This is a genomic window from Loigolactobacillus zhaoyuanensis (genome assembly GCF_003946385.1).
Lineage (GTDB): Bacteria > Bacillota > Bacilli > Lactobacillales > Lactobacillaceae > Loigolactobacillus > Loigolactobacillus zhaoyuanensis.
The window spans coordinates 75,162-94,627 of record NZ_RHOE01000002.1; the positions used below are offsets into that span (position 1 = coordinate 75,162).

Below are 19,466 nucleotides of genomic sequence, written 5' to 3' on the forward strand. Positions count from 1 at the left end.
TTTTACTAATTTATTGAGGGAAAGTATGGTAGAAAGTGGGGCGATGTGGTAGACTAAAATTGTACATTTGTGGGGGTGTTGCCAATGTTCATGGGCGAGTTTCGTCATTCGATCGATCAGAAGGGACGCTTGATTATTCCAGCTAAATTCCGGGAAGAGCTTGGCCATCAATTTGTGGTCACTCGCGGTATGGATGGCTGTTTGTTCGGTTACCCCCAATCTGAATGGCAAGCATTAGAAGAAAAGCTCCGTCAACTACCCTTGACTAAGAAGGATGCGCGTGCCTTTGTACGTTTCTTCTATTCAGCGGCCACCGAATGTACATTAGATAAGCAAGGACGAATTAATTTACCACAATCGTTGATCACGCATGCAGGATTGACTAAGGCATGCGTCATGATCGGTGTTTCTTCTCGAATCGAGATCTGGGATGCTGAACGTTGGGCAACTTCCAGCGCTGAAATTGCGGAGAATTTTGATTCGATTGCTGAAAATATGTTGGATTTTGACTTTTAGACTTTTAGAATGAATGGATGAGTGTAATGACGGTGTTTAAGCATCAAACTGTATTATTAAATGAGACCGTTGACAGCTTACAGGTTAAGCCGGATGGAATTTATGTTGATGCAACACTGGGTGGTGGTGGCCATAGTGCTTTGCTACTAAGTCACCTGACCGGCGATGGTCATCTGTACGCATTTGACCAGGACCAAACGGCAATTGATAACGGTAAACAGCGGTTACGGGCTGAACATGATGCCGGTAAAGTTAGCTTCATCAAGGCTAACTTCCGTGATTTAAAAGCCGAATTGGCGCAGCGTGGTGTTAGCCAAATTGATGGTATCTTGTATGATTTAGGCGTTTCGTCACCACAGTTCGATGAGGCGGCGCGCGGCTTTAGTTATAAATTAGATGCCCCCTTGGACATGCGGATGGACCGAACCGCAACATTGACAGCACGAACGATCGTTAATGAGTGGCCTTATGCTGATCTAGAGCGAATCTTATACCGTTACGGTGAAGACAAGTTTGCCAAGCGTGTGGCGCGATCGATCGAACGTGCTCGTGCTGTTACGCCGATTGAAACGACTTTACAGTTAGCAGAAATTATTAAGTCAGCGATTCCTGCAGCAGCACGACGTAAAGGCGGTCACCCGGCAAAACGCTCATTCCAAGCACTACGGATCACCGTTAATGACGAGCTTGGTGCGGCAGAAGCTTCATTAGAGTCAGCCATTGGCTTATTAGCCCTAGGCGGCCGTATTAGTGTTATTAGTTTCCATTCATTAGAGGATCGCGTGGTTAAGACGATTTATCGTGAACATGCGCGTGTTCCTGAAATTCCTCATGGGTTACCAATTCAAGGTAGTGGTGAACTACCAGAATTGAAGATCATAACAAAAAAACCAATAGAACCAACAGCAGCAGAGGTTGATGAAAATCGACGTTCCCGTAGTGCACGGCTTCGAGTTGCTGAAAAACAAAAGCTTTAAGGATGTGGTGAAGTATGGCAGATGAAAGTGCAGCAAGAGATTATTCATTATTAGCTGAGCCAGTTGCGCCCAGCATGCCCCAACCAGATATACATATTAAAGCGCCGGCAGAAACAGCGCCAGCAACTAAAATTGATCCAGCAACACAACCACAGGCAATTCCTGCAGGTCGTGTGGCCGTCTCTGCTTTTGAAAAAATTTTACTTACAGTGACTGGAATAGCAGTGGTCGCTTTAGCAACCGTTATTGTTGCAACACAAATCTCTGTTGCTAATGCACAGCGCAGTCTACAAGATGTTGAACAAACGATTTCTGCAGTACAAGCTAAAAACAGTGACGCTAAACAGACGATCAACGAGATTATGCAGTCTAGTCATTTGAACACAGTTGCAGCTAAAGATGGTCTAACTTTTAACGAAGCAAACATAAGGAATGTCGGTAAATGAAGGTACCACGTAATAAACGATCGATGGGCAAGAAGAATCCACGGTGGAACCGCCAAGTTTTTGGCGGGTTCTTTCTTTTCATTTTAGTGGTGGTTTTTCTTCTGTTCGTCTTTCGTTTTTCTTATATCGTGATCAGTGGTCACGTCAATGATGAGAATTTAACCCAAAAGGCAAGTGCCTTATATGATAGTAGTACAGTTTTACGCGCTAAACGGGGGACAATCTATGATGCTAACGGTGCGCCGATTGCTGAAGATTCTACCACTTACTCTGTTTACGCGGTTTTAGATAAAAACTATACGGGCATCAACGACAAAAAATTGTACGTTACCGACAAAGCTAAGGTAGCGACAATATTGAGTAAATATTTGCCACTAGATAAAGCTGCTATATTAAAACGCCTGAATCCAGCCAACTCGAAAACGTTCCAAGTAGAATTTGGTAGTGCCGGTAAGGGCTTATCTTTAACCATTAAACAGGCGATTAATAAAGCTGACCTGAATGGGGTCTACTTTACCGAAACACCATCGCGTTTGTATCCAAACGGAATCTTTGCCTCACACCAAATTGGTTTGGCGCAACAACAAAACGCGACTACTAAAGGCGGGACTGCCCAAAATTTAGCTGGTGTTATGGGTCTTGAAAAGACACTGAATAGCACATTAACTGGAACCAATGGCGTTAAGAAAATTAAAGAAGATTCTTACGGTTACCAATTGCCACACACTCAAGCCAAGCAAAAAGCAGCCAAAAATGGGCAAGATGTTTATCTGACTTTGGATTCACGTTTGCAAACCTATTTGGAAACTTTGATGTCTAACGTACAAACTAAATATCAGCCGGAGCAGTTAAATGCAGTATTAATGAATCCAAAAACGGGACAAATCTTGGCCGCATCGCAACGGCCAACTTTTAATCCAGAAACTGGTTCTGGTCTAGGTAGTTTTTGGCGCGATACTTTAGTTGGTGATTCCTATGAGCCAGGATCGGTCATGAAAATCTTCACACTTGCGTCAGCGATTGATGCGGGTAAATATCAACCGGATACCCCTTATCAGTCAGGTCAGGTCACAGTTGGTGGCACAACGGTGCATGACTGGAATCAAACTGGCTGGGGAACGATTCCGTTAAGCAAAGCTTTTCCATTGTCTAGTAACGTTGGTTTCGTTAAAATTGAGCAGACGTTAGGCAAGGATAAATGGTTAGAGTACCTTAAGAAATTCCAATTTATGAGTAAAACTAAATCCCTATTATCTGGTGAAGTCAGTGGGAGTATTCAATTTGAGCATACTTCTGATCAAGCAGTAACTTCATTTGGTCAAGGGATCAATGTCACGGTTATGCAAATGATGCAGGGCTTTACAGCAATCGCCAATAACGGTAAGGAAATGCAACCACAAATTGTGTCTAAGGTAACTGATCCAACAACCGGTAAAACGACTAAGTATAAGCCGCATCAGGTAGGCACACCAATTAGTAAGTCAACGGCTAGTCAAGTTCTACAAGATATGCAGGATGTCACGTACAAGAGCTACGGGACAGGATTATCTTATCAAATACCAGGCTACAAAATTGCTACTAAAACAGGGACTGCGCAAATTAGTAATCCTAATGGTGGTGGTTATTTGACCGGAGATAATAACTATATTTTCTCAGTTGTCGGTATGGCACCGGCCAGTGATCCTAAATATGTACTGTATATCACGATGAAACAGCCACAAAACATGTCGCAACCGGCTAGTGAGATTTTATCAGAGATCTTTAATCCATTGATGAAGCGCGCGTTGGACTATGATAGTGGAACTTCGACGGCTGACACACAGACTACGATGCCTAGTATCAGTGGTAAAACGGTCAGTGCGGCAACGGCTGCGCTGACGAAAGCAGGCATCCAGACAGTGCAGATCGGTACTGGGGATACAGTCGTGCAACAGATGCCACTGACAAATGAAGTGATTTTAGATGATCAACGGGCAATGCTCTTAACGAATGGGGCAATGACCATGCCTGATGTTACTGGTTGGTCGAAAAGTGATATTTTGAAATTAGCTGAACTTACAGGAAAACAGATCACAATTAAAGGAACGGGTTATGCAACTAAACAGAGTTTGGCAGCAAAAGGATTATTAAATTCAGCCAAGACGATCACTGTCACGTTAAGTAAGCCTTAATGAATAAGAGTAGGGAGTAAGAAAGTTATGCAATTTACGCAGATGTTGATTCCGCTGGTCAGTAGCTTTGCCATCACATTTATTGTGTTGCCATTGTTTATCGGCTATTTCCGGATGAAAAAAGAAGGCCAGATGATCCGCGAAGAAGGACCAAAATGGCATGAAAAAAAATCAGGGACGCCGACTATGGGTGGTCTAGTATTTTTGATTGCCAGTGTCATTTCCACTATCTGGGTGGGTTATTGGCAGCAACAAATGACCGTACAGGCGTGGATCACTTTATTTATCTTAATTCTGTATGGTGCGTTAGGCTTCATGGATGATTCGATCAAGCTATTCGAGAAACGTAACCTGGGATTACGTGCTTGGCAAAAATTATTAGGCCAGATCGTTGGTGGTTTGGTTTTCACCGCGGTTTATATTTATGAAGGGTTACCCTTGGCGTTTGATCTACCGTTGATCGGTCACCTTAATCTCAGCGTACTGTATATTTTATTTATCCTAGTTTGGTTGGTTGGGTTCTCAAATGCAGTTAACTTAACCGATGGCTTGGATGGCTTAGTTGCCGGAACTGCAACGATTGCTTTTGCAACTTATGCCGTGATCGCATACAAGGAAGGGCGCACCGACATCTTGATTTTTTGTCTAACCGTTATCGGCGGGCTGATCGCTTTCTTCTGGTTTAATCATAAACCGGCCAAAATTTTTATGGGTGATGTGGGTTCATTAGCTTTAGGTGGTGCCTTAGCAGCGGTTTCAATTCTGCTACATCGTGAATTATCACTGCTATTGATCGGGTTAGTTTTCGTTATTGAAACTGCCAGTGTGATGATCCAGGTTTCCGTTTTCAAGTTGACCGGCAAGCGCGTTTTCAGAATGAGCCCGATCCACCATCATTTTGAAATGCTTGGTTGGTCAGAGTGGCGTGTTGTATTAACCTTCTGGAGTTTTGGACTACTTTGTGCCATTATTTATTTAATAGCTTTTCTGTAGTCAAATCATAAAATTTTAACCAAAAGTGGAAAAGAGCGAATATTCTTGAATTCAGTAACGGATTATCAAAACAAAAAAGTGTTGGTATTAGGTTTAGCAAAAAGTGGCTTCCATGCGGCTAAGCTGTTAGCTAAATTAGGGGCATTAGTAACGGTCAACGACAAGCAGGACTTTGAAGAAAATCCAGATGCACAATCATTACTAGCTGAAGGTATTCGGGTGATCACTGGTAGTCACCCGCTTGCTTTGCTGGACGAAGATTTTAAATTAATGGTTAAAAATCCTGGCATTCCTTATTCCAATCCCTTGGTTAAAAAAGCTCAGGAAAAAGGAATTCCGATTATTACTGAGCCCGAATTGGCTTATGAAATTTCAGCAGCGCCTATGATCGGGGTCACTGGGACCAATGGTAAAACGACGACAACGACCTTGATCGCTCAGATGCTTAATCAACAGCGGTCGGCTGGCAAGGCTTATGTTGCTGGCAACATAGGTGTGCCAGCAACTGAAGTGGCCCAGAAGGTGACCGCTAACGATGTAATGGTAACTGAACTCTCTAGCTTTATGTTAATGGGGATTACTAAGCTGCAACCACATATTGCGGTCTTGACTAATATTTACACAGCGCACATTGATTATCATGGCAGTCGGGCTAATTATATTAAGGCGAAAATGCGAATCACCATGAACCAAACCGCAACTGACTACTTTGTTGTTAACTGGGATCAAGCAGAATGGCGCGAGTTAAGCCAGCAGTCTAAGGCACAAATCGTTCCGTTTTCACGTCAGGGCTTAAGCACAGATGGGGCATACGTTAAAGACGGGCAATTCTGCTATCGTGATGAAGTGCTGATGCCAACAAGTGAATTAAATATACCAGGTGACCATAACGTTGAAAATGCTTTAGCGGCGATTGCAGTGGCAAAAATTTCTGGTCAAAGTAATGACGCGATCTGTGAAGTATTACGGACTTTTACTGGTGTTAAGCATCGGTTACAGTTTGTCACTGAATGGCAAGGTCGGCGTTTCTATAATGATTCTAAGGCGACGGATATTGAAGCAACTGAAATGGCGCTAAAGGGCTTTAAAGCGCCAGTGATTTTATTAGCTGGTGGCTTGGACCGTGGCTTTACCTTTGAACGTTTAGCCCCTGCGTTACAAGCACACGTTAAAAGCTTGTTATTATTTGGTGAAACGGCGCAACTATTAGCACAAGCGGGTGAAGCGGCCGGAATTAAGGATATTCAAATCGTCGAAAACGTGGCGACGGCTTTACCGATCGCGTATGCTAAGAGTCAGTCAGGCGATATCATTTTACTGTCACCAGCTAATGCTAGCTGGGATCAGTACCCGAATTTTGAAGTGCGTGGGCAGATTTTTATTGACGGTGTAGCTGATTTGATCAAAGGAAATGGGGCGAACTAAATCTTATGCGTGTAATTTTTTCAGGCGGTGGAACTGGTGGTCATATTTATCCAGCCTTGGCGGTACTCGAACGCTTAAAGGAACGGAATCTATTAGATGATGTTTTATACATTGGAACGGAAAAAGGGTTAGAAAGCCGGATCATCCGTCAAAAGCAAATTCCATTTGAAGCCATCAAATTGCAAGGATTCAAACGTTCGTTGTCCTTAGATAATTTAAAAACACTGAAGCTGTTTTTACAAAGTACCCACCGGGCTAAAAAGATTTTACGTGAGTTTAAGCCTGATGTTGTTGTTGGGACTGGTGGCTATGTCTCCAGTGCAGTGTTATTTGCAGCAACACAGTTACATATTCCAACGGTGATCAATGAACAAAATAGTGTTGCTGGAATAACTAATCGTTTTCTGGGACACTTTGTTGATCGTATTTCAATTGCATTTCCAGAAGTGGCAACGCAATTTCCTAAGCAAAAAGTGATTTTAACTGGGAATCCCCGGGCACAACAAGTAGCAGGAATTCAGCCGAATCAGCGCTTATCTGATTTTAAATTAAAAACTACAGTGCCGACCTTACTGATTTTTGGTGGAAGTCGGGGTGCTGAACGGATCAACTCAGCCTTCCTGGCGGCGCTATCTGAACTAAATCAAAAAAACTATCAGGTGTTATTTGTTTCTGGCCAGGTGCATTATGCTAAAATTCAGACAGCACTACAAGACAAAACAGTTGGCTCTAATATTGCGGTGGTTCCTTATATCAGTGATATGCAGACTGTGTTGCCAGATGTTGCGGTTATTTTAGGCCGGGCCGGGGCGACTTCACTAGCTGAGATCACTGCGCTAGGTATTCCATCGATCCTGGTCCCCAGCCCCTACGTGACGAATGATCATCAGACCAAAAACGCACAAAGTTTAGTTACGCATCAAGCCGCTGAGATGATCACTGAAGATCAATTGACTGGCGCAACGTTGCTTAAGGTAACTGACCAGTTAATGACTGATCCAGTGCGGCGCCAAGCAATGGGCGAGCAAGCACGACAGTTAGGGGTACCCGATGCTGCCGATCGTTTGATCAAAGTCATGCAGGATTTAATCCATTAGGGACCGCGTACCAGCTGTCTTTAAGTGACTTGATCTAAAATCAAACAATGAAAAGAGGTGCGCGGATGGCAAAAAAATGGATCAAGCGTCCTAAATCAAAATCGACTGATAAGGATCCGGCGTCCGCGCTGACACCTTGGGAAGCTTATCAGCAACAGCAAAAAACACAGGCAGATTCAACCACACGTCCGGAACCAACAATTGAACATAAACTACCACGGTTGAAGGAGCTACGACGTAAGCATTTGGTGCGTCGATTAACTTTTTTACTCAGCATCTTAGTCATTATTTTAATTATTGCTGGGTATTTTATGTCACCACTTAGCAAAGTTGGTTTACTGAGCGTGACTAGTGATCAGCAAAGCCCACTAAGTGAACAAACGGTCATTGATGCTAGTGGCATTAAAACCAGTGATTCAGTTGTTGGTATTTTGCTAAAACAGCGCACGATCACAAAGAAAATGACCACTAGCGAACCTAAAATTAAGTCAGCCACATTGGCGGTTCAAAATTTTCGTGATGTCAAGTTGAAAATTAAAACATATAAAACAGTTGGTCTCTTGGTGCGCGGAACGCGCTATTATCCGATTTTAGAAAATGGCGTTATCGCTAAGGACAGCACCGCACAACCGACGAGCAACCATTCAGTTTATAGTCACTTTAAATCTGGTGCCAAGTTGCAGCAAATGATCAAACAAGCACGTAAGTTGCCGAGTACTGTCCGCAATGGCATCTCGGAGATTCAATTTACGCCGACTAAATTGAATCCAGAACGGGTACATTTATATATGAATGATGGTAACCAGGTTTATGCGACGATCTCAACTTTTGCAAAAAAAATGCAATATTATCCAAATATTGCTAAAGAAATGCAAAAAAAAGGGACGGTTAATTTGGAGGTTGGCGCCTACTCTTACCCATTTTAAAATTAAAATTTCGTCAAGATATATGAAAACGTGTTTAACCTTAATGATAGGGCTTTTAAAACCAACTTTGAGTGTGTTAAAATCTAATCATATAGTGTAATTAAAAAATCAATTAAAAATTGTTTCAAGGAGGTTCCACCGCTTATGGGAAATACAGGCATATACGTTGGGCTTGATATTGGAACCACCTCAATAAAGGTTATTGTCGCGGAATATGTTAAAGGACAAATGAATGTTATTGGAGTGGGTAGTGAGCGTTCCGAAGGTTTGAGCCGCGGCGTCGTGGTCGACATTGATAAGGCGGTCGCTGCGATCCAGAAGGCTGTTCGACAAGCTGAACAAAAAGCTAATATTGAGATTCATGAAGTTACGGCAGGCATTCCAGCAAACTTACTCGAAATTGAGCCGTGTCAAGGGATGATCGCAGTTGCAGACGAATCAAAAGAAATTAACGACAGCGATGTTAGAAATGTAGCTGCCGCTGCACTGGTCCGCAATCTACCACCAGAACGGGATATTTTAACGATTATTCCTGATGAATTTATTGTTGATGGTTTTGACGGAATCAAAGATCCACGCGGTATGATCGGTGTTCGTTTGGAAATGCATGGTATTTTGTTAACTGCACCAAAAACAGTTATTCATAATATGCAAAAATGTATTGAACGCGCTGGTCTCATTTTAAAAGAATTAGTTGTTAATCCATTGAGTCTTGGTAAGCTGGCTTTAAGCGATGGTGAACAAGATTTCGGAACTGTCTTAATTGATCTAGGTGGTGGTCAAAGTACGGCCGCAGTGATCCATGATCATAAATTAAAATATACTTATGTTGACCAAGAAGGCGGCGACTATATCACCAAAGATATTTCCGTCGTATTGAATACATCATTTGATAGTGCTGAAAAGGTTAAGCGTGACTACGGTTATGCTGATTCGTTACAAGCTTCTTCTGAAGAAAATTTTCCGGTTGAAGTTGTTGGTAAGGAAGCACCTGTGACGGTCAATGAAAAATATCTTGCTGAGATCATTGAAGCAAGATTGACCCAGGTTTTTGAAAAAATGAATCAGGCTTTGCGTAAAGTTGGTGCATTAGATCTACCTGGTGGTATTGTGATGACTGGTGGTGTTACCGCACTACCAGGGATCGTCGAGTTAGCCGGTGATGTTTTTGAGCATAATGTTAAACTGTATATCCCCGATGAAATGGGATTGCGGCATCCTTCATTTGCCCAAGCGTTGAGCTTGATCAGCTATTCAGCTAATTTAAGCGAGATCGATATGATCGTTCAAAGTACATTAAAGGGCAGTTATACTGCAAAGGAAGTCGTTAAACCTGAGCGTGAGCAATTCCGACCCGCAAACAATCAGCCAACAACCCAAAATGAAGCGTCAGAACCAAAGAAAGAGCGTTTCGCCGGCATCAGGAAGTTTATTAGTAATTTCTTTGAATAATGGCGCTAGTAGATTATTAGGAGGATACAAGTTATGGAATTTTCTTTAGATTCAACACAAAACACTGGGGCTGTTATTAAAGTGATCGGTGTCGGTGGTGCCGGCGGTAACGCCGTTAATCGTATGATCGCTGAAGACGTTAAAGGGGTCGCATTTGTTGCCGCTAATACTGACGTTCAAGCGTTAGATAACTCAGATGCAGAAACTAAGATTCAATTAGGAGCAAAGCTAACGCGTGGTCTCGGCGCTGGCGCAACACCAGAAATTGGCCAAAAAGCAGCCGAAGAAAGCGAAGAAGCCTTAACGGAAGCACTTAAAGGGGCCGACATGATTTTCGTCACTGCTGGTATGGGCGGTGGGACTGGTACCGGCGCTGCTCCAATCATCGCTAAGGCAGCCAAAGACTTAGGTGCCTTAACAGTTGGGGTCGTAACACGGCCATTTAGTTTTGAAGGGCCTAAGCGTGCTAAAAATGCCGCTGAGGGTATTGCCGAAATGAAGCAGCACGTTGATACCTTGGTTATTATTTCTAACAATCGTTTATTAGAAGTTGTCGATAAGAAGACGCCAATGTTGGAAGCTTTCCAGGAAGCTGACAATGTTTTACGTCAGGGTGTTCAAGGTATTTCTGATTTGATCACTTCACCAGGTTACGTGAACTTGGATTTTGCCGATGTTAAAACAGTAATGCAAAATCAAGGTTCAGCCTTGATGGGGATTGGCTCCGCAACCGGTGAAAATCGAACTGGCGAAGCAACTAAAAAAGCAATTTCTTCACCTTTATTAGAAACTTCGATCGATGGTGCAGAACAAGTCTTACTTAATATCACTGGTGGTCCTGATTTGTCCTTATTTGAGGCCCAGGATGCTTCAGATATTGTGTCACAAGCAGCAACTAGTGATGTTAATATTATTTTTGGGACATCGATCAACGAAAGTTTAGGTGATGAAGTTATTGTTACCGTGATCGCAACCGGAATTGATGATGACAAGAAGACACAGCCAGCGCGACGTAATTTGAATAATCAAGCTGCTAGTCGTGGCTTTGAAGCACCACGGTCCAATGAAGCAGCTCCGACTTCTGCTACAGCTAACACGCAGCGAACTGCGGGCAACAGCAAACGTAATGATGATCCATTTGGTAATTGGGATATTCGCCAAGAACCAAGCCAACGGCAAGCATCGGCAGGTGACGATAATAATTTTACTAAAACTGAAAAAACTGACTTTGATATTTTCCGGCGGACAGACACCGATAGTAGCGAAGAAGGCGAAAGCGGCGGTTTAGATAAACCACCATTTTTCCGGCGTCGGCGTAACTAGGCTGACTCGGTATCTAGCAGGATTATTAAATCGACTTTGAGCAGCTAAAGGAGACAGCGGAATGTCAATTGCAGAAAATATTCATCAGGTTCAACAAACAATTGCGGCCGCATGTCTTGAAGCGGGTCGAACAGATCCCGTTACTTTAGTGGCAGTTACAAAGTATCATTCGATAGCAGAAGCACAAGCGGTAGTTGCAACTGGTATGCTTGACCTAGCTGAAAATCGTCCTGATGGGTTAGCCCAGAAGCAAGCAGCATTAACGGCTCCTGAATTAAAGTGGCACTTTATTGGTAATTTGCAAAAGCGCAAGGTTAAACAAGTGATCAATCAAGTCACTTATTTACATTCATTAGATCGTGTCAGTTTAGCCGCGGAAATCGAGAAGCGAGCACACAAGCCAATTGATTGTTTTGTCGAAGTTAATGTATCCGGCGAAGCAGCTAAATCTGGTATTGAATTAGCCGAAGTTGATGCCTTTATTACGGCGTTAGCTGACTTTACTAAGATACGCGTGATCGGTTTAATGACAATGGCACCAATCGATGCTGATGACGTGTTGCTGCATGAGTTGTTTAAAAAATTACGCTTACAGCGTGATGCGATAGTACAACGCCACTTAGCGTATGCGCCTTGTCGTGAACTAAGCATGGGAATGTCGCGGGATTACCGGATCGCAGTTTTAGAAGGTGCGACTTTTGTTCGTGTTGGTACCGCGTTATTTCAATAGTGAAGTCTGTTATTATATAGACGTAGCGACTTAACTGAATCAAGTTATATTTAACCGTGATAGCAATTAGTTTCACTTAGCGAAAGGGAGGTCAGAAAATGGCATTTAGTAAATTGAATTTGAGTAAGTTTTTTGGTATGAGCGACGATGACGAATTTTACACGGAGCCGGCCTCACAAGAAAAAAAGGTAAGTGAACCGACGCCGGCACGGCCAAACAATTCAGCCAAAGCACCACAATATCGGAGTACACCGACTAACAATAAGAAGGTTGTTCCTATGAATGCGACACCTAGTAAAGCAAGCAAGATCGTTATTTTTGAACCTAGAATTTATTCAGATGTTAAAGAAGCTGCGACCCATTTATTAAATAGTCGGGCAGTAGTTCTGAGTTTTAATCGAATCGATCAGGCGCAAGCTAAACGAATCGTTGATTTCTTAACGGGTACAGTTTTTGCGATCAATGGTGACATTGAGCGCATTGGTGATGATATTTTTCTATGTACCCCGGCTAATTTTGAAATTGATGGTAACTTATCTGATATCCTGCGTAAGGATGGCTTAGGCTAGGTTGAATAAACACGATTAATAGCAGGGAGGTTATGCGTTGCTTGCACTTGTCAGTGGTATTTTTTATCTTCTAAATCGTTTGATCGACATTTATATGTTTATATTAGTGATCTATGTGTTGATGTCGTGGTTCCCGAATGCCTATCAAACCAAGTTAGGACAGCTACTCGGTCGTCTTAGTGAACCTTATCTAAATATTTTTTATCGCTTTGTGCCGCCGATCGCGGGCTTAAGTTTCGCACCGATGATCGCCTTATTAGTTTTAGGGATGGCCCAATATGGCGTGGCAGCATTAGCTCAATTAATATTACCGGCATTAATTTAAACAATATATAGTTTAGTGCGTCTGGTTTAAAAGGAGGACAGTGACTATGGACGAGAACATTTACCAACATTTTCGTAAAGAAGAAGCGCCATTTATTGATCAAGTAGCTGGTTGGCTACAAGATGTTAGTGACCAGTATCGTCCATATTTAACTGACTTTTTAGATCCACGCCAACAATATATTGTGGAGGCTTTGGTCGGTGAAAAGGGTGAACAACACTATCGCTTTGATGGCGGTTATGGTGCAGCAGAACGTAAGCGAGCATTGCTTTATCCGGATTACTTCACGCCAACGCAAGATGATTTTGCGATTCAACTATTTGAAATTCATTACCCAACTAAATTTTCAACGCTATCGCATGGTAAAATTTTGGGTACCTTAGTCAACGCCGGAATTAAGCGAGAAATGTTCGGCGATATTATGACGGATGGCGATCGCTGGCAATTCTGCGTCACAGCGAATATGGCGGATTATATTCAAACACAGATCGTTAAGATTGGGCGCATTGGTGTTCGTTTAGAGCCCAAGGATTATACCGAATTATTGGTACCCAAAGATGCTTGGGTGATGGAGCATACCGCAACAAGTTCATTGCGCGTTGACAGTCTAATTTCGTCAGTTTACAATATTTCGCGCCAACGTTCGAAAGAATTAGTTGAAAATGGTAAAATAAAGTTGAACTGGCAAGAATTTGACCGGCCAGACTTTGAACTAGGTCTACGCGACATTATTTCTGTACGTGGTTATGGTCGGATTCAGTTACATGAGATCGAAGGTAGGACCAAGAAGGAAAAGTACCGTTTGCTACTTGGCGTTTTACGAAAATAGTTTTTTGGAGGGATTCATATGGCATTAACCCCGTTGGATATTCATAACAAGGAATTTAATGTAAAGATGCGTGGCTACGATCAAGATCAAGTTAATGACTTTCTTGACCAAATTATTAAAGATTATGAAGCGGTTTTAAAGCAAAAAGATGATCTACAAACTGCTTTGAAGGCAAGTGAAGAAAAAGTCACTTACTTCAATCAATTAAAAGACGCCCTTAATCAATCAATTATTGTGGCTCAAGAAGCAGCTGATAAAGTTAAGACCAATGCACAAAAAGAAGCTGAGATCATTGATCAAGAAGCACAGAAAAATACACAAAGCCTATTAAGTGAAGCAACTGAGAAATCAAACCGAATTTTGGCAGATGCATCACAAAAGGCTAAGCAGATCACGATCGAAACCGAAGATTTGAAGAAACAAACCCGCGTTTTCCGCCAACGTCTGCAAGTTATGCTAGAATCTCAATTAGAAATTGTGCGTAGTAAAGATTGGGACGAATTATTGGCCCATGATGATGGCTCACAAGATGAAGCTATCCAAAAAATCTTACAACAGCGGCTTGACAATTCCGAAGCAAATAGCGTAAACTCAAACCAATCAGCAGTTGCGCAAGCTATTAGTCAAGTGAGTGCTGGCGCGGCAGATGCTACAGCTGCATCAACTAGTAACGATACACCTGGGGAAACGATGATTATTTTCCCTGACAACACTAGTGAAGCAGCCGGTATTGGTGATCAGCCAGCAGTCGAACCTGATTCAGAAAATTTTGATAAATAATCACAAAGAACAGTAAGCTAATTGCTATCACAACAGCGAGTCGACATTAGGTGGAAGGTTGACGGTGCTCTAACAATTAGTGGATCATCTTTGCTTTGATGCAACAGTGAACCATTAGTAAGTGTTGCCGGCCTTGTAGTCGTTAAAACTACAATTGAGAGAGTGCCATTGTGCACTCTAAATCTGGGTGGTACCACGACGGCTTCGTCCCAATTAGGGATGAGGTCTTTTTTATTTGCGTAACTAGTGGTGACTAAGTCTAATCAGAGCCTACTGCTGAAATAGTACACCAAGATCATTTAATTAAGTATATTTATGATAAAAGGGAGCGATTTTAATGCGTGTAAAAGACACTTTAAACTTAGGTAAAACTAAGTTTCCGATGCGAGGAAATTTACCTGTCCGCGAAGCCGAATGGCAAAAAGCTTGGGCAGAAAATAATCTGTACGAGCAACGACAAAAATTAAATGAGGGTAAGCCAACTTTTGTGCTTCATGATGGTCCTCCATATGCTAATGGGAATATCCATATTGGCCATGCTTTGAACAAAATTAGTAAGGATATTATCGTTCGCTTTAAGTCGATGTCAGGCTTCCGTGCACCATATGTTCCCGGCTGGGATACGCATGGCTTACCGATCGAACAACAATTGACTAAGCAAGGCTACGATCGTAAAAAAATGTCAATTTCTGAATTCCGTGCACTTTGTCATAAATATGCCTTGGAGCAAGTAGACAAGCAAAGAACTGATTTTAAGCGTTTAGGTGTATCAGCTGACTGGGAGCGGCCTTATTTGACTTTAGCACCAGAATTTGAGGCACGCGAAATTCGCGTCTTTGGTGAAATGGCTAAAAAAGGTTATATCTATCGTGGGAACAAGCCAATTCATTGGTCACCATCTTCAGAATCTGCTTTAGCTGAAGCAGAATTGGAATATAAAGATATCGAATCACCATCAGCCTACTATGGCGAACAAGTCAAAGATGGTAAGGGTCTCTTGGATACAGATACTTACTTTGTTGTTTGGACCACTACACCATGGACAATTCCATCTAGTGAAGGCATCGTGGTGTCAGCTGATTATGATTATTCAGTGGTCCAGCCCAGCGGTGAAGACCGGAAATTTGTAGTTGCCTCTGAATTAGTTAGTACTTTAGCTGAAAAATCTGGTTGGCAAGATGTTAAAACCGTCCAAACACTTAAGGGTCGTGAAATGGAATATATGACGGCACGCCATCCATTTTATGATCGTGATCTTTTAGTGATGTTAGGTGACTATGTAACCCTTGATTCAGGGACTGGCTTGGTACATACTGCGCCTGGCTTAGGTGACGATGACTTTAAAGTTGGTAAAAAATATGGTTTAGAGATTCTTTCTCCAGTTGATGATCAAGGTCGTTTAACTGATGAAGCACCTGGTTTTGAAGGTTTGTTTTATGAAGATGCTAATAAGTTAGCGATTGAAAAAGTTATTGCTGCAGGCTTAATGTTGAAGCAGGAACCCTATTTGCACAGTTACCCAATGGATTGGCGGACGAAGAAACCAGTTATTTTCCGTTCAACACCACAATGGTTTGCATCAGTTGATGCCTTTCGTGATGAAATTTTGGCGGCAATTGAAAAAGTTTCCTTCACGCCATCTTGGGGCAAAACACGTTTGTACAATATGATCCGTGATCGCGGTGATTGGGTAATTTCACGTCAGCGAGTTTGGGGTGTTCCGTTACCAATTTTCTATGGTGAAGATGGTGAAGCAATCATCACACCAGAAACAATTGACCACGTAGCTGATTTATTTGCTAAACACGGTTCTAGTATTTGGTTTGATCGCGAAGCCAAAGATTTATTACCAGCCGGTTTCACCAGTGAACATTCACCAAATGGTCAGTTCACTAAAGAAACAGATATCATGGATGTTTGGTTTGATTCTGGTTCGTCACATCAAGGTGTATTGGCTGAACGTGATTACCTGACTTATCCAGCTGATCTATATTTGGAAGGTTCTGATCAATATCGTGGTTGGTTCAATTCAAGTTTGATCACAAGCGTAGCGGTTTCTGGTGCAGCACCTTACAAGCAAATCGTTTCTCAAGGATTCACGATGGATAAAGATGGCCATAAAATGAGTAAATCATTAGGCAATACAATTGCGCCTGAAAAGGTCATTAAACAAATGGGTGCCGAAATTATCCGTTTGTGGGTTGCAACCGTTGATTCATCGGCCGATGTACGCGTTTCAATGGAAGGCTTCAAGCAAGTTTCTGATAGTTATCGTAAGATTCGTAATACGCTTCGTTTCTTATTAGCTAATACGACTGATTTTGATCCAGCCACTGATGCGCTTGATTATAATGATCTACAATCAGTGGATAAATATTTAATGATTCGCTGGAATCAAGTTAAGTCAGCTGCTTTAGCGGCGTATAATCAATATGATTTTGCGACAGTTTACAAACAGGTCAGCAATTTTATTACGGCAGATCTTTCAGCCTTTTACTTGGATTTTGCTAAAGATATTGTCTATATTGAGACGGCGGCTGATCCAAAACGTCGGGCAATGCAGACGGTGATGTACAATGTTTTAGTTGATCTAACTAAATTATTGACGCCGATCTTGCCGCATACAACAGAAGAAGTCTGGGGCTTCTTACATGAACCAGAAGATTACGTACAGTTAGCCGAGATGCCAGTGGTGGATCACTTTACTGATGAAGTTGATTTATTGGAATTATGGACTAACTTTATGGATCTGCGTTCTGATGTTTTGAAATCACTTGAGGAAGCGCGGGATGCTAAGGTGATCGGTAAATCACTGGAAGCTAAAGTGACCTTGTATCCTAATGCAACCGTTAAGGCGCTTTTAAATGCATTAGATGCAAATGTGATGCAGATCCTGATCGTTTCTGATTTAGAAGTTGCTGCGGACCAAACAAGCGCACCAGCTGATGCTGCTGATTTCGGGGACGTTAAAGTGACGATCGAACATGCAGCGGGAGAAGTTTGCCCTCGTTGCCGCATGACACGGACGGATGTCGGTGTTGATCCTAAATTACCGAAATTCTGTGGCCGTTGCGCTAAAATCGTTGAAGAACATTTCCCGGAAGCTGTTACTGAAGGGTTTGAAGATTAGTTTAGTTGATCGTGTGTAATGTTGACTAAGGTTAAGGATCACCGTAAGTTACTTATGGTGATCCTTTTTCTTTTGACTAAAAATAAGTAGTCACGTAGTTTTTTTTTCTCATTTATGCTACACTGTATTTTAATTTCAGTAACTAATACAGGTGATTATTCATCAATTTAGCTGATAAATACTTGAACGCGATCTTTGATAAGCGGAATTGTGATCAGCGAATATTATTGCCTAGATCGATAAAAAATTTGTCTAGAAAAAATTAGCCACTTATTGTGGAGTCGAGGTGTCGTAACAATGGATGTCACATTAACCAAAGTACATGGATCGGAAAACGATTTTTTTATTCTCGATCAAACTAAGCTAGCGCATCGCTTAAGTGAAGCTGAATTAAAGCAAGCAACGCAGCAGGTAACGGATCGCGAAACTGGTTTAGCCGGTGGTGCTGACGGTGTTTTATATGTAGATGATTCTAGTCATCCGCAGGTTACTGGTAAGATGCGGGTAATCAACGCTGATGGTAGTGAGGCGTCAATGTGTGGTAATGGTATTCGCACGGTTGCCCGCTACCTATCAGAACAGAAGCAGCAAACCAATTTTAAAATCGAAACCATGTATGCAGATCTTAATGTTAAACAAGCGCAGGACTTAGCGCCTGAAGTTAAAACTTTCCAGGCTGAAATTTCTCCGGTTAGTTTTAAAGCGACTGATATAGGGATGCACGTTGCTGACTTAGCTGAATTACATCAGACTAAAATCCCAGCGTTGTCGAAACAATTAGCTTTTACGGCGGTTGCGGTACCCAATCCGCATTTAATCAGTTTTGTTGATCATACAACACTATTGGGCCCAGAATTAGGTCGAATTGCTGGTTATTTAAATGATGGCCAGAATCCTTACTTTCCAGATGGTGTTAATGTTAGTTTTGTTGAAGTTTTAGGTCAAAACCATATTTTTGTGCGGACGTTTGAGCGTGGCGTTGGTTTTACCAATGCTTGTGGTACAGGTATGTCAGCGGCTAGTTTGGTCTATGCCTTGGAGCAGGGCGGCGATTTTGATCAGTCGATCACGGTGCGTAATCCAGGGGGCATGGTTAAAACACTTGTACATCAGACTGCAGCACAGTCTTATTGGATGGAATTGATTGGTAACGCAACGTTTGTTGGTGCTGCAACCTTAAGTTTAGCCGATTTATTAGCCGGTAACTTTGAGCACGTGACCTTTAAGGTAAGTGGGGAGCAACCTGCTTATCAGGCGTTTGTGGCTGGTTTAAAGTAAATATGTTCGATGGTAGACTCGGAACACAGTATTGTGCTCCGAGTCTTTTTAGTTATTTACTCATTCTGGCCGTTATATCTGCAAAACGTTGCAGTATTCTGATGTATTATTGCATCAGATATAGGCTCAATGGTATAAAGAGGATAGACATATTAGAAAGCGCTTTCTAATCAAAAATCGACTCCGCGATTTTTGGGTCAATATCTATTGTTTTATTTTAAGAGGATGGCCTCCTTTTATTCACATTATGAGTATCTACTTTCTATTACCCCTAAGTAATTAAAATGATAGTTTAAATATTTAATTAAATTAACTTTTTTCAAACTAAATAGAGGTGTAGATTAGCCATGTGGGCCTAGAATAAAAAGTGTACAAGTTAAATAGAGACTCTGATTTAGTATAATTAAGGAAGTAAATTGGAGGATCAAATAATGACGAAGCACAGTTATGACAAGGAATTTAAGGAACAGGCCGTTCAGTATTACTTAGATAACAAGGA

17 protein-coding genes are annotated in these 19,466 nt (G+C 42.0%); all 17 read left to right on the forward strand.

Annotated elements, in window-relative coordinates; translation table 11 throughout:
- Positions 1-84 precede the first annotated feature (84 nt).
- The 17 genes from mraZ to dapF all read left to right on the forward strand — a co-directional run bounded on the left by mraZ (position 85) and on the right by dapF (position 18,967).
- Positions 85-516, forward strand: a complete 432-nt coding sequence (gene mraZ, locus EKM76_RS00890) for a division/cell wall cluster transcriptional repressor MraZ (protein ID WP_125548802.1) — start codon at positions 85-87, stop codon at positions 514-516.
- Between the two features lie 26 nt (positions 517-542).
- Positions 543-1,493: a 16S rRNA (cytosine(1402)-N(4))-methyltransferase RsmH gene (rsmH, locus tag EKM76_RS00895; RefSeq protein WP_164507554.1), complete on the forward strand. Its 951-nt coding sequence runs from the start codon at positions 543-545 to the stop codon at positions 1,491-1,493.
- 14 nt (positions 1,494-1,507) lie between these two features.
- Positions 1,508-1,939: a protein required for the initiation of cell division gene (locus EKM76_RS00900; RefSeq protein ID WP_125548783.1), complete on the forward strand. Its 432-nt coding sequence runs from the start codon at positions 1,508-1,510 to the stop codon at positions 1,937-1,939.
- The gene (locus tag EKM76_RS00905) at positions 1,936-4,110 is read left to right on the forward strand and encodes a penicillin-binding protein (protein ID WP_125548784.1); all 2,175 of its coding nucleotides are present in this window, start codon (positions 1,936-1,938) and stop codon (positions 4,108-4,110) included. The genes EKM76_RS00900 and EKM76_RS00905 overlap by 4 nt, the downstream gene beginning before the upstream one ends.
- Positions 4,111-4,137: 27 nt before the next feature.
- A complete protein-coding gene (gene mraY / locus EKM76_RS00910; RefSeq protein ID WP_125548785.1) occupies positions 4,138-5,103 on the forward strand; it encodes a phospho-N-acetylmuramoyl-pentapeptide-transferase in 966 nt (321 codons plus the stop codon).
- 45 nt (positions 5,104-5,148) lie between these two features.
- The gene (gene murD / locus EKM76_RS00915) at positions 5,149-6,528 is read left to right on the forward strand and encodes a UDP-N-acetylmuramoyl-L-alanine--D-glutamate ligase (protein WP_125548786.1); all 1,380 of its coding nucleotides are present in this window, start codon (positions 5,149-5,151) and stop codon (positions 6,526-6,528) included.
- 5 nt (positions 6,529-6,533) lie between these two features.
- Complete coding sequence (murG, locus tag EKM76_RS00920; protein WP_125548787.1) at positions 6,534-7,625, forward strand: undecaprenyldiphospho-muramoylpentapeptide beta-N-acetylglucosaminyltransferase; 1,092 nt, start codon at positions 6,534-6,536, stop codon at positions 7,623-7,625.
- 65 nt (positions 7,626-7,690) lie between these two features.
- Entirely contained in the window at positions 7,691-8,551 is an 861-nt protein-coding gene (locus tag EKM76_RS00925; protein WP_125548788.1) for a cell division protein FtsQ/DivIB, read from the forward strand.
- Positions 8,552-8,695: 144 nt separating this feature from the next.
- Positions 8,696-10,003 (forward strand): cell division protein FtsA, encoded by a 1,308-nt coding sequence (ftsA, locus tag EKM76_RS00930; protein WP_125548789.1) that lies wholly within the window; start codon positions 8,696-8,698, stop codon positions 10,001-10,003.
- A gap of 33 nt (positions 10,004-10,036) precedes the next feature.
- Positions 10,037-11,326 (forward strand): cell division protein FtsZ, encoded by a 1,290-nt coding sequence (gene ftsZ, locus EKM76_RS00935; RefSeq protein WP_125548790.1) that lies wholly within the window; start codon positions 10,037-10,039, stop codon positions 11,324-11,326.
- A 61-nt stretch (positions 11,327-11,387) separates the two neighbouring features.
- The gene (locus EKM76_RS00940; RefSeq protein WP_125548791.1) at positions 11,388-12,056 is read left to right on the forward strand and encodes a YggS family pyridoxal phosphate-dependent enzyme; all 669 of its coding nucleotides are present in this window, start codon (positions 11,388-11,390) and stop codon (positions 12,054-12,056) included.
- 98 nt (positions 12,057-12,154) lie between these two features.
- Complete coding sequence (locus EKM76_RS00945) at positions 12,155-12,625, forward strand: cell division protein SepF (protein ID WP_125548792.1); 471 nt, start codon at positions 12,155-12,157, stop codon at positions 12,623-12,625.
- Between the two features lie 37 nt (positions 12,626-12,662).
- The gene (locus EKM76_RS00950) at positions 12,663-12,950 is read left to right on the forward strand and encodes a YggT family protein (RefSeq protein WP_125548793.1); all 288 of its coding nucleotides are present in this window, start codon (positions 12,663-12,665) and stop codon (positions 12,948-12,950) included.
- 46 nt (positions 12,951-12,996) lie between these two features.
- The gene (locus EKM76_RS00955; RefSeq protein ID WP_125548794.1) at positions 12,997-13,779 is read left to right on the forward strand and encodes a YlmH family RNA-binding protein; all 783 of its coding nucleotides are present in this window, start codon (positions 12,997-12,999) and stop codon (positions 13,777-13,779) included.
- Between the two features lie 18 nt (positions 13,780-13,797).
- Positions 13,798-14,559, forward strand: a complete 762-nt coding sequence (locus EKM76_RS00960) for a DivIVA domain-containing protein (RefSeq protein WP_125548795.1) — start codon at positions 13,798-13,800, stop codon at positions 14,557-14,559.
- A 337-nt stretch (positions 14,560-14,896) separates the two neighbouring features.
- Entirely contained in the window at positions 14,897-17,689 is a 2,793-nt protein-coding gene (gene ileS / locus EKM76_RS00965; RefSeq protein ID WP_125548796.1) for an isoleucine--tRNA ligase, read from the forward strand.
- A 297-nt stretch (positions 17,690-17,986) separates the two neighbouring features.
- Positions 17,987-18,967, forward strand: coding sequence for a diaminopimelate epimerase (gene dapF / locus EKM76_RS00970; RefSeq protein ID WP_125548797.1), 981 nt, complete (start codon positions 17,987-17,989; stop codon positions 18,965-18,967).
- Positions 18,968-19,466: the final 499 nt, after the last annotated feature.